The organism is Pectobacterium jejuense, from assembly GCF_026800125.1.
In the GTDB taxonomy this organism is placed as follows: Bacteria; Pseudomonadota; Gammaproteobacteria; order Enterobacterales; family Enterobacteriaceae; genus Pectobacterium; species Pectobacterium jejuense.
This window is the reverse complement of sequence record NZ_JAPQKX010000011.1, coordinates 35,983-52,151: the sequence shown is the minus strand read 5'-3', so window position 1 is coordinate 52,151 and position 16,169 is coordinate 35,983. Positions and strand designations below refer to the sequence as shown.

Below are 16,169 nucleotides of genomic sequence, written 5' to 3'. Positions count from 1 at the left end.
CCTATATTAGTCAAATTCCAGTTCCACCTGCTCATTACCCACTAATGTGCGCAGCTCGTTCAGTAGCGCATCGGCAGGCGTTACACGCCATGCTGCGCCGAAACGTAGTCGGGCGCGCGCATCTTCACGCTGGTAATAGAGATGCACTGGGATCGTCCCCGATCGATGGGGTTCCAACGATTGGCGGAGACGGTTTAATAGCTGGTCATCAATTTGCCTGTCAGTCAGCGAGATAGCAAGCCCGCGCGCGTATTTTTCCCGCGCTTCACTGATATCCATTAACTCTCGGACGGTCATTTTAAGCCCGCCGCTGAAGTCATCAAAGCTGACCTGTCCACTGGCGATAAGGATACGGTCTTTCTCAAGTAAATGCTGATATTTTTCCAATGCATCGGTAAACAGCATTATCTCAAGACGACCGGAACGATCGTCCAATGTACAGACACCAATACGGTTACCCCGCTTGGTGACCATGACGCGAGCCGCCAACACCAGCCCAACGGCAGTGGTCATTTTACCCCGATCCGTCGGGTGCATATCTTTCAAACGCACGCCACCGGCATAGCGTTCAATTTCCTTAATATATTGCGTGATCGGGTGGCCGGTCAGATATAGCCCCAGCGTTTCCCGTTCACCATCCAGCACCACCTGCTCCGGCCACGGTGGCACCGTACTGTAGGATTGCTCAACCTGTTCAGGCGCATCGGCCAACACGCCGAACATATCCACCTGACCGATAGCTTCCGCTTTCGCATGCTGATCGGCGGCCTTCAGCGCATCAGGCAATGAATTCATCAACGCGGCACGATGTGGTCCCAGACGGTCGAATGCCCCAGACATAATCAGCTTTTCCAGCACGCGGCGGTTCAGCTTTTTAATGTCGGTACGCGCACAGAGATCAAACAGCTCTCTAAAATAGCCGCCCTGATTACGCGCTTCGATAATCGCTTCGATCGGGCCTTCACCCACGCCTTTAATCGCACCGATGCCGTAAACAATCTCGCCATCATCGTTAACGTGGAAGTGATACAGCCCGCTGTTGATGTCCGGAGGCAGGATTTTTAACCCCATCCGCCAGCATTCATCAACCAGACCGACCACTTTATCCGTGTTGTCCATATCGGCCGTCATTACGGCCGCCATGAACTCTGCCGGATAGTGCGCCTTCAGCCATAGCGTTTGGTAAGACACCAGCGCATACGCCGCGGAGTGAGATTTATTAAAGCCATAACCGGCGAATTTTTCCACCAGATCGAAAATCTTCACCGCCAGCTCGCCGTTCACGCCGCGAGATTTGGCACCATCTTCGAAGCCACCGCGCTGCTTCGCCATTTCGACCGGGTTCTTTTTCCCCATCGCACGACGCAGCATATCCGCGCCGCCCAGCGTATAGCCCGCCAGAACCTGCGCAATCTGCATGACCTGTTCCTGATACAGGATAATGCCGTAGGTCGGCTCCAGCACAGGCTTGAGTGACTCATGCTGCCATTCGATATCAGGATACGAGATCGCTTCACGACCATGCTTACGGTCTATGAAGTTATCTACCATGCCGGATTGCAGTGGGCCGGGGCGGAACAGCGCCACCAGTGCGATCATATCTTCAAAGCAGTCGGGCTTAAGGCGTTTGATCAGGTCTTTCATGCCGCGCGATTCAAGCTGGAATACCGCTGTGGTTTCCGAGCGTTGCAGCATGTCGAAGCTTTTCTTATCTTCGAGCGGAATCGCCGCAATATCAATCGGTTCCAGCCCTTGCTTCGCGCGACGGGCGTTAATCATCCCCAGCGCCCAGTCGATGATGGTCAGCGTACGCAGGCCAAGGAAGTCGAACTTCACCAGCCCGGCATATTCCACGTCGTTCTTATCGAACTGGGTAACCGGATGGTTCCCTTCCGCATCGCAATACAGGGGTGCGAAATCGGTAATCTTGGTGGGGGATATCACCACCCCACCCGCATGTTTACCCGCGTTACGCGTTACGCCTTCGAGCTTACGCGCCATATCGATGAGGGCCTTAACTTCCTCATCGGCTTCATAAATTTCCGGCAACTGCGGTTCAGCAGCAAACGCTTTTTCGAGCGTCATACCCGGATCGGGCGGCACCAGCTTTGAAATACGATCGACAAACCCATAAGGGTGCCCAAGCACGCGGCCTACGTCACGAATCACCGCTTTCGCCGCCATCGTACCGAAGGTGATAATCTGCGATACCGCATCACGCCCGTACATTTCCGCAACGTGATCGATAACCTTGTCGCGCTTTTCCATACAGAAATCGACGTCAAAGTCTGGCATGGAAACACGTTCAGGATTGAGGAAGCGTTCGAACAGCAGGTCGAATTCCAGCGGATCTAGATCGGTGATTTTCAGCGCGTAGGCCACTAACGAACCCGCACCAGAACCACGTCCTGGCCCAACTGGCACGTCGTTATCCTTCGACCACTGAATAAATTCCATTACGATCAGGAAGTAGCCGGGGAACCCCATCTGGTTGATAACGCCCAGCTCAATATCCAGACGCTCATCATATTCAGGCCGACGCTCAGCGCGCACTTCCGGATCGGGGAACAGGAATTCGAGACGCTCCTCCAGCCCCTTTTTCGAGCACTGAACCAGAAAATCTTCCGTACTCATGTCGCCCGTTGGGAACTGCGGCAGGAAATATTCACCCAGACGAATCGTTACGTTACAGCGCTTGGCAATTTCAACGCTGTTCGCCAGTGCTTCAGGGATATCCGCAAACAGCTCGCACATTTCCTCTTCGGTACGCATGTACTGTTGAGGGCTGTAATTACGTGGGCGTTTGGGGTCATCAAGCGTGTAGCCATCGTGAATGGCAACGCGGATTTCGTGAGCGTCAAAATCATCGGTGCTGATAAAACACACTTCATTGGTTGCCACCACGGGCACGCCGTGCTTCGTCGCCAGTTCAACGGCGGCGTGCAAATAGCTTTCTTCATCGGGGCGGGACGTGCGGATCAGTTCCAGATAGTAACGCTGTGGGAAGTGTTCCTGATAGAAGGCCAGACACTGTTCGGCCTGCGCCTGGTTACCACGCAGCAAAAATCGACCGACATCACCCCGGCGGCCGCCAGACAGTAAAATCAGCCCTTCCTGATGCTCAACAAGCCAATCCCGGTCAATTGTCGGCCCGGCAGCGCCATAACCGCGTTGGTAAGCGTGGGAAATCAGCAGCGTAAGATTCTGGTAGCCAGCATTATTCATGGCCAGGACGGTAAGATGCGCGAGCTCATCACCCAACTCGTCGCTTTCGACACAGAAATCTGCACCGATAATGGGCTTGATTCCCGCGCCATGCGCGCCGCCATAGAATTTAACCAGCCCACACAGGTTGGTAAAATCAGTAATCGCCAGCGCTGGCATGCCGAGTGCCGCCGCTTTTTTTACCAGCGGACCGACTTTGGCCAGCCCATCGATCATGGAATAGTCACTATGAACACGCAGGTGAACAAAACGTGGTTCGGCCATCTCCAGATCCCAGAATTTATCGATTAGTCAGCATGGCAACGGCACACTTACGTGCCCACGCCATACCGAGAGTTAATGATGATGTTTACGCCAGACCTATGTTTTAAGTCAACCCTAGTGCACGTTTGACTGGCGCGAAGCTCCGACGGTGAAACTCAGTGGCACCCAGTGCGGTCAGTTTCTCCAGATGAAAAGCCGTTGGATAGCCTTTGTGTTGGGCAAAACCATAAGCGGGGAAGCGTTGATCCAACTCGACCATCTCACGATCGCGAGTCACTTTCGCCATAATCGAGGCCGCGCTGATTTCTGCCACGCGGCTATCCCCTTTAACGACCGCCTGAGCGGACATCGGCAAAGCCGGGCAACGGTTGCCGTCAATGAGAACAAAATCAGGCACGACAGCCAACCCGGCAACCGCACGCTGCATTGCCAGCATGGTAGCATGCAGGATATTCAGTTGGTCAATCTCTTCCGGTTCCGCACGGCCAAGGCTCCACGCCAATGCCTTCTCTTTGATTTCATCATAGAGCGACAGTCGACGTTTTTCACTCAGCTTTTTGGAGTCCGCCAGCCCGACAATTGGCCTAGTCGGGTCAAGAATCACCGCAGCCGTCACGACCGCACCAACCAGAGGGCCCCGGCCCACTTCATCAACGCCAGCGATACAGCTCGCCTGCGGATAGACAAATATTTCACTCATGGTCTTATTAACATGGTTTTATTAACACGGCTTTACTAATTCCAGTACCGCCTGAGCCGCTTGCTCATCAGCGTTACAGCGGATCTGTTGATGCAAATCCACAAACGTCGCGCGTAACTCAGCCATTTTCTCCGTATTTGCAAACAACGGCAGCAGCGCAGCGGCCAGTTTATCCGGCGTACAGTCAGTTTGTAGCTTTTCGGCTACCAGCTCACGCCCCGCCAGCAAATTCGGCAGAGACACCCACGGCGTTTTGACCAGACGCTGAGCCAGCCAGAAGGTAAAGGGCTTCATGCGATACCCTACGACCATCGGACATTTAGCCAGCATACATTCCAGCGCTGCCGTACCCGATGCCAATAGCGCCGCATCACTGGCAATCATGGCTTCTCGCGCTTGCCCATCCAGCAGATGTACGCGTAGATCGGGCGCCACGCTACTTTTTATCCGCTCGAACTGTTCACGGCGCTTGCTGTTGACCAGCGGAACCACAATTTCCAGATCGGGAAAATGCTGGCGTAGTAACACCGCCGTATTGAGAAAATCTTCGCTAAGCATTTCAACTTCGGCACCGCGACTTCCCGGCAGCAGCGCCAGACAAGGCACATCGGGCGCAATACCCAGCGTCGCACGCGCAGCCAGCTTATCAGGGTGCAGCGGCATCGCATCGGCCATCGTATGACCGATAAAGCGACAAGGTACGTTGAAACGATCGTAAAACGCTTTTTCAAAAGGCAAAAAAGCCAGCACCAGATTGGTCGCTTTACCTATTTTGAAAACGCGTTTTTGACGCCATGCCCATACGGAAGGGCTGACGTAGTGAATGGTATTGATACCGCGCTTTTTGAGGTTGCCCTCTAGCGTGATATTGAAATCAGGCGCATCAATGCCCACGAAAACATCGGGTTGAAGCTCGCTAAAGCGCTGGGTTAAATCCCGCCGAATTTTCAGCAGGCGGGGAAGTCGTCCAAGCACCTCAACAATGCCCATGACGGCCAACTCTTCCATCTCGTACCAGGCTTCACAGCCTTCGGCCTGCATACGTGGCCCGGCAACGCCGACAAACCGCGCATCAGGCACCTTTTCTTTTAGCGCCCGGATCAGGCCTGCGCCAAGGATGTCGCCGGAAGTTTCTCCGGCGACCAGCCCAATAGTCAAAGGACGTGATGACATGGATTAACGAATGATGCCGCGAGTAGAACGGGCAAAGAAATCGGTAAACGCCTGCACAGCTGGGTGTTCAGCCGCCAGCGCTTCAATTTCCGGTTTCACTTCGTCCAGTGTTCTACCGCTGCGGTAGAGGAGCTTGTACGCGTTACGAATCGCGTGCAGGGTGTCTTTTTCGAATCCACGACGCTTCAGGCCTTCAATATTCAGGCCAAACGGCGTGGCGTGGTTACCCTGCGCGATCACATACGGCGGCACGTCTTGCGCCACACCGGAACATCCGCCAACCATGACGTGGGCACCGATGATGCAGAACTGGTGCACCGCCGTCATCCCACCGATAATCGCAAAATCATCGACGGAAACGTGGCCACCCAGCGTCGCGTTATTCGCCAGAATACAACGATTGCCCACTACGCAGTCATGTGCGATATGCGTGTTGATCATCAACAGGTTATCGCTACCGACTTTAGTCAACCCGCCGCCCTGTGTCGTGCCACGATGAATCGTGACGCTTTCACGGATGCGGTTACGATCGCCAATCTCAACGCGGGTCGGTTCCCCGGCATATTTGAGATCCTGGTTCACTTCACCAATTGACGTGAACTGATAGATTTCGTTGTCGCGACCAATTTTAGTGACGCCATTGACGACGACATGTGATTTCAGCACCGTCCCCGCACCGATCTCAACCTGAGAACCGATATAGCAGAACGGGCCAATATGAACGCCAGCACCAATAATGGCACCGTCTTCAACAATCGAACTAGGGTGAATAAAGGCGGTTTGATCAATCACGTTATCAGGACTCCCGACGGCGAGCACACATCATTGACGCTTCACAGGCCACTTCGCCATCAACTTTGGCAACACCTTTAAAGCGCGCAACGCCGCGACGCTCTTTGATGAATTCAACTTCAAGGATCATTTGATCGCCTGGCTGCACGGGACGCTTAAAGCGCGCTTCGTCTACAGCGGCGAAATAGTACAGCTCACCCGGCTCCAGTTTACCTACGCTTTTAAACGCAAGAATACCAGTAGCTTGAGCCATAGCTTCCAGAATCAGCACGCCGGGAAAAATCGGTTTGCCCGGGAAATGGCCCTGGAAGAAGGGTTCGTTGAAAGAGACGTTTTTCACCGCCCGCAGAAACTTCCCTTCTTCAAAATCCAGTACCCGATCAACCAGTAAAAACGGGAAACGGTGCGGTAATAATTCTAAAATCTCTTCAATATGCAGAGTATGAGTGTCAGTAGTCAAAATACTCTTCCTGTCCATAAAAACTGATGCCATCAACAACACGGCCTGCGCAGACCCTAAATTAGGTGTCTTCAGGCAGGCCGCAAATAAAACGCGAGTGATTAAACGTTATCGACTTTTCGTTCAACGGCTTTCAACCGTTTGCTTATCTCATCAATATTCATCACCAGCGCTGCAGTTTTGCGCCACACTTTATTGGGTTGCAAAGGAATGCCCGAAGAGTATACCCCAGGTTCTGTAATTGGTCGCATGACCATCCCCATTCCCGTTACCGTCACTTTATCGCAGATCTCCATGTGCCCGTTAATCACGCTGGCACCACCGATCATACAATAACGACCAATTTTCAAGCTCCCCGCCATAATGACGCCACCCGCTACCGCGGTATTGTCGCCAATCACAACGTTGTGCGCAATCTGACATTGGTTATCAATGATAACACCATTACCAATGACCGTATCATCCAACGCACCACGATCGATGGTTGTGCTCGCACCGATCTCAACCCGATCGCCAATTCTGACCGTGCCCAACTGCGGGATCTTCACCCAGTTGCCGCGATCGTTGGCATAGCCAAAGCCGTCAGAACCGATCACGGTTCCCGACTGGATCAGGCACTGCTCACCCAGCTCAACGCGGTGATAAATCGTTACATTTGCCCATAAACGAGTACCGGCACCAATGCGGGCATCTTTGCCGATAAAGCATCCAGGGCCAATGACAACGCCATCACCCAGCTGTGCGCCAGATTCGATGACGGCATTTGCACCAACGGACACGTTCTGGCCCAGCGTCGCATCTGGAGCAATAACCGCACTCGGCGCAATATCGCTTGCCGGCTGCGGTGTCGTATCCAGCAGTTGCGCCATACGCGCATAGGTAAGATAGGGATTCTTCACTACCAGCGCTGCAACCTGACAGTAAGGTAAATCCGCTTCCGTCAGCACGACCGCTGACGCTTGCGTCCCGGCCAGTTGCTCACGGTAACGACTGTCGGAAAGAAACGTAATTTGCCCAGTTTTTGCTGAATGCATAGAAGCAACACCGGTGATGACGATATCGCCATCACCGTGTAATTGTGCATCCAACTGTTGAGCTAACGCGTCCAGTCGAATTGAATACATGTATTATTTAACCTGTTTCAGCACATCGGCAGTAATGTCTTTAGCATTGGCGACATACGCAACAGCGTTAGCGTCAATCACAACATCATAACCTTCTTTGGTTGCAACGGCTTTCACCGCATCCTGAATACGGCTCAGGATTTTGTTGCGTTCTTCATTCTGGCGGCGGCGGTTGTCCTGATCAAAAGCCTGCGCTTTAGTAGAGAACTGCTCGCGCTGCGCCATGACGTCCTTCTCCATTTTGCTGCGCTCGCTCGCTTTCATGGTAGAACCATCACGTTGCAGCTTCTGCATCTTGCCCTGTAAATCGTTTTCCATCGATTGCAGTTCAGAAGCACGACCTTTGAATTCGTTTTCCAACTGTTTACCAACGGTTTCACGCTGCGGCAGCTGTTGGAAAATGCTGGAAACGTTAACAACGGCAATTTTGTCAGCAGCCTGAACGCTGGCTGAAGCAGCCAATGCTAAACCGAGGCCTGCGGCACATAACCACTTTTTCACTATAAACTCCTCAACCTAACCTAATTTGTGTCTTAACACTTTAATTATGAGCATCGCGTCATAGTATGAACGTCTTATGTTCAACCATTCATATCCATGAACAACGATGCGACATTCCCTGCATACGACCTATTGACGTCACACTACCAGGTTTTGCCAATGTTAAACTGGAATTGTTCCGACTTGTCTCCATCGTACTTTTTAACCGGCTGGGCATAGGAGAAGACCAATGGCCCAAGCGGAGACATCCATTGCAACGCGATACCGCTGGAAACACGGAAGTTGCTCGCCTTGCTGTAATCCGGCACGCCTGCGGCAATCGTTGCAGGTGTATTTTTCCAGTTGGTATCCCATACCGTACCACCATCAACAAAGAAGGACGTACGTACGGAGCTCGCGTATTTATCACTGATAAACGGTGTTGGCACGATCAGTTCCGCACTCAATACCGCCATCGCGTTACCGCCAACGGCATCATCCAAATTGGTCGAATCAATCGGACAATTGGAATAAGACGTCGCACCCGCAGCACACCTGTAGTACGCTGCTTTAGGACCAATCGTATTCGATTGGAAGCCACGTACCGTACTGGAACCACCTGCATAGAAGTTGTCGTAGAACGGCACTTCTTTGCTACCGATACCATCCGCAAAGCCTGCGCGAGTACGGCCCATCACGACCCAGTTACCGCTGTCGCTCAGCGGATAGTAGCTAGCCGAATCAAACGTCAGTTTGTAGTATTCGTTGTCTGAGCCCGGTACCGCGATCTTGGCATTCGCAGACGCACGTGTTCCTTTCGTCGGGAAGTAGCCGCGATCCAGATTGTTATACGACCATCCGGTATTCAGGAAGAAATCGTTCGCTTTGAAGTCAGCGCTAGATTTATTCCCTTCCTGAACCACGGATGGATTAACGCCCACGGAATCCAGATAACGCCACATCGCCACCTGCGGTCTCATATCCGACAGATCGTTATGCACATAATCCAGACCGACACGCAGTGAGTTATTCTCGTTAATCGGGAAGCCCAAGGTGCTGCCAACGCCATAGCTCACGTTGGTGTAGTCGGACAGATCGGCGTCTGACGCCTCAAATTTGTTATAGAATATGCGGCCACCGAGGCTAACGCCATCGACGGTAAAGTACGGATCGGTCAGTGACAGCTCAACATACGTCTGGTAGTCGTTTTTCGTCCCGCTGATACCAACGGAGTTACCCGTTCCCAGCCAGTTGTCCTGCTGGACCCCAGCCTGGAAGCTCACACCGCTTTCTGTACCGAAACCGACACCAAAGTTGAATGTGCCCGTATTACGCTCTTTAACTTTATACGTTACATCAACCTGATCGGCCACGCCGGGAACGCGCTGCGTTTCTACATCAACGCTTTCAAAGTATCCCAGTCGGTTTAAACGCTCTTTGCCCTGTTCAACCAGATCGTTGCCTAACCAAGCACCTTCCATCTGACGCATTTCACGGCGCAGAACGGAGTCTTTAGACGTATCGTTACCGTCAAAGCGGATATGACGCACATAGAAACGGTTACCGGCATCAACGTTGATGTTTAATTTCACCGTTTTGTCAGCGTCATTAATTTCCGGCTGCGTGACCACGCGCGGATAGGCATAGCCATAACGACCCAGCAGCTTCTTGATGTCCTCTTCCATCCGGGTCACTTTCGTCCCGTTGTAGAGTTCACCCGGTTCAATCTTCGTCAATCCTTCGATTTCCGCAGAGTGACCAGCCAGATTGCCTTTCACCGCTACGCCGGACAGCTTGTACTGCTCGCCTTCCGTCATATTGATGGTGATGTAGATGCCTTTTTTATCTGGCGTCAGGCTCACCTGTGTGGAATCGATGTTGAAACGCGCATAGCCGCGATCCAGATAGAAACTCCGTAGGGTTTCCAGATCGCCAGACAGTTTTTGTTTCTGATATTTACGATCGCCAACCACGTTCCACCACGGCACTTCATCACGCAGTTGGAAACGAGAGATCAATTCGTCAGAGCTGAACGCTTTGTTACCGACAATATTAATCTGCTGGATCTTGGCGGAAACGCCTTCCGTGAAGACCAGTTTCAGGTCTACGCGGTTACGCGGGAGTGGCGTGACAACGGCTTTAACCGACGCACTGTACTTGCCCACGCTGTAGTAGAAATCTTCCAGTCCTTTTTCGATGCTGGTGAGCGCAGTGCGGTCTAACGCTTCACCGACGCGCACGCCAGAGGCCTCCAGGTTTTCTTTCAGCATGTCGTCTTTGACTGACTTATTGCCGGAAAACGTGACGCTGGCGATGGTTGGACGTTCTTTCACCTGCACAATCAGCGTTTCGCCATCGCGCAGCACACGAACGTCTTCAAAATTTCCGGTCGCAAACAAGGCACGGATGGTGTTACCGATATCATCGTCACCGATGGTATCACCAACGCGGACTGGCATACTGAGTAATGCCGCCCCGACGGCAACCCTTTGCAGGCCCTCGAAATGAATGTCCTTCACTACGAACCCGTCTGCACCGTATACGGTTGCGCTGCTAAACAGCAGCGACGCTATGAGCAACTTTTTGATCGCCATCGTTGTTATGCGTTTTTCCTAACCTAATCCCGCGCCTAGAGACGAGAGAAATCATTGAAAAGTGCGAGTCCCATTAACAACATCAGCAACACTGTACCAATGCGATAGCTAACGTCCTGCACACGCTCAGAAACCGGCCTGCCCTTCAACTTTTCAACCGCAAGAAAGAGCAGGTGTCCACCATCCAATACCGGCAGAGGGAACAGATTGATGATCCCCAAATTGACGCTGATTAAGGCCAAAAACATCAGGTAATAAATCAATCCATAATCTGCTGACATTCCTGCGCCCTGAGCAATCGAAATGGGACCACTCAGGTTGTTCAGCTTAACATCCCCCATAACCAGTTTCCCTAACATACTGACGGTCAATTTCATCAGTTGCCAGGTTTTATCTGTTGCCTGGTAGATCGCACTGAACGGCCCATACTGGCGCACAGTCCTGTATTCTTCAGGCAGCGGCGTCACACTCGGCATAACGCCTGCCAGCCCTTCAACTCTGCCATTTCCCACAGATTTGCTGTCTGGCGTTAACGTCAACGGAACTGTTGAGCCGTTGCGCTCCACCTCCAGAGCAATAGATTGCCCGGGGTTGTCACGCACGGCGATAACAAAATCACGCCATTGCGCTAGCGCCTGCCCGTCGACTTTAACGATCCTATCTCCGACTTGCAAACCTGCTTTTTCCGCCGCCGACCCTGCCTGCACCTGATGCAGTACCGGCTCAATTTGCGGGCCACGCGGAATAATCCCGAGCGAGGCGGCAGGATCTTGCTTATCAGGCTCAAACTGCCACTCGCGTAAATCCAGCGTTTTCTGAACGACACGGTCAGAGCCTAAAGGTGCGGTTCCGATCACAACATCGCTATCGCCGATTTTACCGATCAGGGCCAGACGCGCAGTATCCCAATCAGGCGTTTCGATACCGTCAACGGACTTTAGTTCCGTTCCCGCCGACATTTCCGCCTGCGCCGCTATGGAGTTGGGCAGTATTTCACCCACTACCGGACGCACGCCCGGTACGCCGAGAATAAACACCAGCCAGTACGCCACAATGGCAAACAGGAAATTGGCAATCGGACCCGCGCTAACGATAGCCGCACGCTGCCAGACCGTTTTACTGTTAAATGACTGGTGACGGAATTCTGGCGCGACCGTATCGACACGCTCATCCAGCATCTTCACGTAGCCGCCAAGCGGGATCAGCGCAATCACGAATTCAGTACCGGTGCGATCGCGACGACGCCATAGCGCGCGTCCGAAACCGACGGAGAAGCGTTCGACCTTCACACCACAGCGGCGCGCTACCCAGAAATGCCCAAATTCATGGACAGTGACCAGCACACCCAGTGCGATGATAAACGCGGCAAGATTCCAGAGAAAACTCAGCATAAATAGCTCTACCGCTTTATTCTAAGCCACTTTAAACAGCAGCAGCATCAGGCAAGAGAACACAGGAACCGCAGCAGTCAGGCTGTCGATACGATCGAGCACGCCACCGTGCCCCGGAATCAAATGGCTACTGTCTTTGATGCCCGCCTCGCGTTTGAACATACTTTCCGTCAAATCACCCAGTACCGAGGCCAGCGCAGCGGCGATAGAACAAATCAACAACGTCGATGGCGCTATCGTTAATGGCGCATACAGGCTAAACAGCACGGAAATGAGCGCGGAGGTTGCCAGGCCACCGAGAAAGCCTTCCCAGGTTTTGCCCGGTGAGACTTTTGGCGCGAGCTTACGCTTACCAAACAGTTTACCGAACATGTAGGCACCGCTGTCCGCGCCCCACACCAGCAGCATGACGTACAGCAGCCACCAAGCGCCTGCAAATGGGTTAATCGCGTAATTGTAATGGCGAAGCGCGACCATGCCCCAGAAAAACGGCACGATCGTCATGATACCGAACACCAGTCGCAATGTACGCGAATGACGCCAGAATGAGGCGGAAGCCGGATAGAACAGCACCAACAGCAGCGCGACACCCCACCACACCAGTGATGACCAGAGCGCGATACTGATTTGTGGAATATGGACGGAATAATGGTAGGCCGGGAGTGATAACAGCATCAGCGCCAGCAAGAAACCACACAGGATCGCGAGCCACAGGCGTTGACCATAAGAGGCAAACCCTGCCAACTGACCCCATTCCCATGCCGCCAGCATACAGACAGCCAGCGTAACAAGCGTGAATCCCAGAGGAGGCAGCAAGAAAAGCGCTGCAATAACAATCGGGATCAAAATAAAAGCAGTAATCAGGCGATACTTCAGCAAAAGTTCCCCCTAGGATGCATCAGCATCGATAGGTGTTGTTCCCCCGAAGCGGCGCTCGCGTTGTGCAAAAGCATTCAGCGCACCTTCAAAGACTTGTTCATCGAAATCAGGCCAGAGGACATCAGTAAAGTAAAGTTCAGCATAAGCAATTTGCCACAGAAGAAAATTACTGATGCGGTGTTCTCCACCGGTTCTGATCACCAAATCAACCGGAGCCAGATCATGCAGACAGATGTACTGACATAATGACGCTTCATTAATGCTATCAGGGCGCAGAATGCCTTCCTGCACCTGCTCTGCAAGTTGCCGTACTCCCTGAATAATATCCCAACGGCCGCCATAATTCGCGGCAATATTCAGTGTGAGCCCCTGATTCTTTTCTGTCAGTGCTTCTGAACGGCGGATTCGCTCTTGTAAACGCGGACTGAAGCGGCCGATATCGCCAATGACCCGCAAGCGAACATTGTGCTTGTGCAGGCTTTTCACTTCGCTGTCCAGCGCTCTAACAAACAGTTCCATGAGTGCGGAAACTTCCTGCGCCGGACGGTTCCAGTTTTCACTGCTAAATGCGTAAAGTGTCAGTGCGTCCAGCCCTTGGCTTACTGCAAAACTGACCGAACGCCGCACAGCTTTTACACCAGCCTGATGGCCAAAAATCCGCATTTTCCCTCGGCTTTTTGCCCAGCGACCATTGCCATCCATGATAATGGCAACATGCCGCGGCCCGGCGGGTGGCAGATCGTTAGTATTTTTTTGATTATCGGACGGCATAACGCGTACTTATTTCCTCAAGCAAGAAATACAACAGTCCTTCCGTAACATCAGACCCCGTTAGCGCAAAAAAAGCCGTGAACGATCACGGCTTAGCTTCACGGTCGATTAAACAACTTTCGCATAATCAACCATTGAGTGGCGCAGACTATACCACCTCCACCGCACATGAACAAATTGTGCCACGGCGCTATCCAGCTATCGCGCGTGCGTTATCCAGCTATCGCGCATAATGTGTCAGGGTCTGTGTTGCGACCTGTCTGGCCCAGCGGTCGATAAACAGAACATCATCAACGCTGGTGGGTTCTGGTAATGTAAGTTGTTCAATAACATGACGATTTACCGCCGCAATATCCGTAAAACAGATCTGCGACTGCAAAAATGCCGCTACCGCAATTTCATTTGCGGCGTTTAATGCCGTGGTGGCCGACTGACCATGATTACAGGCATCAATAGCGAGCTGTAAACAAGGATAACGCGCATAGTCCGGTGCCAAAAATGTCAGCGCGCCAATCTGGCAGAAATCTAACGCTTTTACACCCGATGCCACACGTTCGGGATAAGCCATTGCATGGGCAATCGGCGTACGCATGTCAGGCGATCCCAACTGCGCCAGAACGCTGCCATCACGGTAACGCACCATCGAGTGAATCACGGACTGCGGATGAATAATGACTTCCATCTGTTCGGCAGAAGCATTAAACAACCAGCGCGCTTCGATATACTCCAGCCCTTTGTTCATCATCGTGGCTGAATCAACCGAAATTTTGCGCCCCATTGACCAGTTTGGATGTGCACACGCCTGATCTGGCGTCATGCCCGCCAGCGCCGACACCGGAGTTTCACGAAACGGCCCACCGGAACCGGTCAGAACAATACGTTCGACCCCATGCTGCGACAATGAAGCGTAGCCTAATTGACGCTGAATTTGCTCAGGTAAACTCTGAAAAATCGCATTATGTTCGCTATCAATCGGTAAAAGCTGTGCGCCACTTTGCGCCACAGCGTCCATAAAGAGACGTCCGCAGGTCACCAGTGATTCTTTGTTCGCCAACAACACCTGTTTTCCGGCATGAATGGCCGCGAGTGTTGGTAATAACCCAGCCGCACCCACAATCGCGGCCATGACCTGATCGACGCCATCCAATGCAGCAAGGTCACACGCGGCCTGCTCGCCAGCCAGCACTTCCGTTTTACAACCATATTCCGCCAACTGCTGGCGCAGAGCAGTTGCTGAGGCTTCATCAGCCATTGAGGCATAGGCGGGTTGGAAAGTGAGGCACTGCTCCAGCATCAACTTGACGTTGTACCCGGCGGATAACGCGCGTACGGCAAATTTATCGGGATTGGCTTTAATGACGGCCAGCGAACTGACGCCAATAGAGCCAGTGGAACCAAGAATTGTCAGTTGCTTCATTAAAAATGCTCTGAATAACCGGATTTGATGACAGGAAGGTACACGAGTCTGAGGCGATTACCATGATATATCTCTGCTATCGATCACAGTCACGACAGTCGCAGGCATATACACAGCAAAAAAATTGTTTACTACCCAGAGGGGCTAGCCTTCACCCATTCCTTGTATAACCATAAAATAAAGCGCCGCCGGAAAAAGAGGGCAAGCCCACAGATTCCCTGCGACGCACTATTTAACAGGCTGATTAGAACTCCATCAGCTCCGCTTCTTTCTCTGCCAGAGCGACGTCCACTTTCTTAATGAAGTTGTCAGTCAGTTTCTGCACGTCGTCCTGAGCGCGACGTTCTTCATCTTCGCTAATCGCTTTATCTTTCAGCAGCGCTTTCAGTTTGTCGTTAGCATCACGGCGCACGTTACGTACGGAGATACGACCCTGCTCTGCTTCGCCACGAACCACTTTGATCAGGTCTTTACGGCGCTCTTCCGTCAGCGGTGGCAACGGAACACGGATTACGGTGCCAGCAGAAGATGGGTTCAGGCCGAGGTCGGAAGCCATGATCGCTTTCTCAACGGCCGGGCCAAGTGAACGATCGAATACCGAAATCGCCAGCGTGCGGGAATCTTCTACGACAACGTTCGCAACCTGACGCAGTGGCGTTGCGCTGCCATAGTATTCAACCTGGATGCCATCGAGAATGCTAGGCGATGCACGGCCGGTACGGATTTTGCTGATCTGATTTTTAAACGCTTCAACACATTTGTCCATGCGCGTTTCAGCATCTTTTCTGATTTCATTAGTCACGTTGTGAACCCTTGAAAACTGGTTGCCTGGCAGGCCATGTCAGTACATGACCCGGTGAATAATTAATGCCAGCGCGCGGCTGGCGTATGGCATAACG

Annotated in this window: 13 protein-coding genes; all 13 read right to left on the bottom strand. The window is 52.5% G+C overall.

What is annotated here, in order from left to right:
* Positions 1 to 6: 6 nt before the first annotated feature.
* Complete coding sequence (dnaE, locus tag NXT09_RS18585; RefSeq protein ID WP_205552917.1) at positions 7 to 3,489, bottom strand: DNA polymerase III subunit alpha; 3,483 nt, start codon at positions 3,487 to 3,489, stop codon at positions 7 to 9.
* Positions 3,490 to 3,592: 103 nt separating this feature from the next.
* Positions 3,593 to 4,189, bottom strand: coding sequence for a ribonuclease HII (gene rnhB / locus NXT09_RS18580; protein WP_268580823.1), 597 nt, complete (start codon positions 4,187 to 4,189; stop codon positions 3,593 to 3,595).
* A 21-nt stretch (positions 4,190 to 4,210) separates the two neighbouring features.
* Positions 4,211 to 5,362: a lipid-A-disaccharide synthase gene (gene lpxB / locus NXT09_RS18575; protein WP_268580822.1), complete on the bottom strand. Its 1,152-nt coding sequence runs from the start codon at positions 5,360 to 5,362 to the stop codon at positions 4,211 to 4,213.
* A gap of 3 nt (positions 5,363 to 5,365) precedes the next feature.
* Positions 5,366 to 6,154 (bottom strand): acyl-ACP--UDP-N-acetylglucosamine O-acyltransferase, encoded by a 789-nt coding sequence (lpxA, locus tag NXT09_RS18570; RefSeq protein ID WP_010284845.1) that lies wholly within the window; start codon positions 6,152 to 6,154, stop codon positions 5,366 to 5,368.
* 4 nt (positions 6,155 to 6,158) lie between these two features.
* On the bottom strand, positions 6,159 to 6,632 hold the full coding sequence (fabZ, locus tag NXT09_RS18565) for a 3-hydroxyacyl-ACP dehydratase FabZ (protein ID WP_172644777.1): 474 nt from the start codon (positions 6,630 to 6,632) through the stop codon (positions 6,159 to 6,161).
* A gap of 83 nt (positions 6,633 to 6,715) precedes the next feature.
* Complete coding sequence (lpxD, locus tag NXT09_RS18560; protein WP_268580821.1) at positions 6,716 to 7,738, bottom strand: UDP-3-O-(3-hydroxymyristoyl)glucosamine N-acyltransferase; 1,023 nt, start codon at positions 7,736 to 7,738, stop codon at positions 6,716 to 6,718.
* Positions 7,739 to 7,741: 3 nt separating this feature from the next.
* Positions 7,742 to 8,239 carry a molecular chaperone Skp gene (skp, locus tag NXT09_RS18555; protein ID WP_205552924.1) on the bottom strand — a complete coding sequence of 166 codons (498 nt, stop codon included), beginning with the start codon at positions 8,237 to 8,239 and terminating at the stop codon, positions 7,742 to 7,744.
* Positions 8,240 to 8,382: 143 nt separating this feature from the next.
* Positions 8,383 to 10,812: an outer membrane protein assembly factor BamA gene (gene bamA, locus NXT09_RS18550; protein ID WP_014914451.1), complete on the bottom strand. Its 2,430-nt coding sequence runs from the start codon at positions 10,810 to 10,812 to the stop codon at positions 8,383 to 8,385.
* A gap of 35 nt (positions 10,813 to 10,847) precedes the next feature.
* Positions 10,848 to 12,203: a sigma E protease regulator RseP gene (gene rseP / locus NXT09_RS18545; protein WP_268580820.1), complete on the bottom strand. Its 1,356-nt coding sequence runs from the start codon at positions 12,201 to 12,203 to the stop codon at positions 10,848 to 10,850.
* Between the two features lie 21 nt (positions 12,204 to 12,224).
* Positions 12,225 to 13,082: a phosphatidate cytidylyltransferase gene (gene cdsA / locus NXT09_RS18540; RefSeq protein WP_180742182.1), complete on the bottom strand. Its 858-nt coding sequence runs from the start codon at positions 13,080 to 13,082 to the stop codon at positions 12,225 to 12,227.
* 9 nt (positions 13,083 to 13,091) lie between these two features.
* Positions 13,092 to 13,853 (bottom strand): (2E,6E)-farnesyl-diphosphate-specific ditrans,polycis-undecaprenyl-diphosphate synthase, encoded by a 762-nt coding sequence (ispU, locus tag NXT09_RS18535; RefSeq protein ID WP_014914449.1) that lies wholly within the window; start codon positions 13,851 to 13,853, stop codon positions 13,092 to 13,094.
* Positions 13,854 to 14,073: 220 nt separating this feature from the next.
* Complete coding sequence (ispC, locus tag NXT09_RS18530) at positions 14,074 to 15,270, bottom strand: 1-deoxy-D-xylulose-5-phosphate reductoisomerase (RefSeq protein WP_268580819.1); 1,197 nt, start codon at positions 15,268 to 15,270, stop codon at positions 14,074 to 14,076.
* A gap of 244 nt (positions 15,271 to 15,514) precedes the next feature.
* The gene (gene frr / locus NXT09_RS18525) at positions 15,515 to 16,072 is read right to left on the bottom strand and encodes a ribosome recycling factor (RefSeq protein WP_010296407.1); all 558 of its coding nucleotides are present in this window, start codon (positions 16,070 to 16,072) and stop codon (positions 15,515 to 15,517) included.
* Positions 16,073 to 16,169: the final 97 nt, after the last annotated feature.

What these genes read in the sequence shown, in the direction of transcription:
- dnaE (WP_205552917.1), bottom strand. Translation starts at nt 3,489, where the DNA reads ATGGCCGAACCACGTTTTGTTCACCTGCGTGTTCATAGTGACTATTCC.
- rnhB (WP_268580823.1), bottom strand. Translation starts at nt 4,189, where the DNA reads ATGAGTGAAATATTTGTCTATCCGCAGGCGAGCTGTATCGCTGGCGTT.
- lpxB (WP_268580822.1), bottom strand. Translation starts at nt 5,362, where the DNA reads ATGTCATCACGTCCTTTGACTATTGGGCTGGTCGCCGGAGAAACTTCC.
- fabZ (WP_172644777.1), bottom strand. Translation starts at nt 6,632, where the DNA reads ATGGACAGGAAGAGTATTTTGACTACTGACACTCATACTCTGCATATT.
- lpxD (WP_268580821.1), bottom strand. Translation starts at nt 7,738, where the DNA reads ATGTATTCAATTCGACTGGACGCGTTAGCTCAACAGTTGGATGCACAA.
- bamA (WP_014914451.1), bottom strand. Translation starts at nt 10,812, where the DNA reads ATGGCGATCAAAAAGTTGCTCATAGCGTCGCTGCTGTTTAGCAGCGCA.
- rseP (WP_268580820.1), bottom strand. Translation starts at nt 12,203, where the DNA reads ATGCTGAGTTTTCTCTGGAATCTTGCCGCGTTTATCATCGCACTGGGT.
- ispU (WP_014914449.1), bottom strand. Translation starts at nt 13,853, where the DNA reads ATGCCGTCCGATAATCAAAAAAATACTAACGATCTGCCACCCGCCGGG.
- ispC (WP_268580819.1), bottom strand. Translation starts at nt 15,270, where the DNA reads ATGAAGCAACTGACAATTCTTGGTTCCACTGGCTCTATTGGCGTCAGT.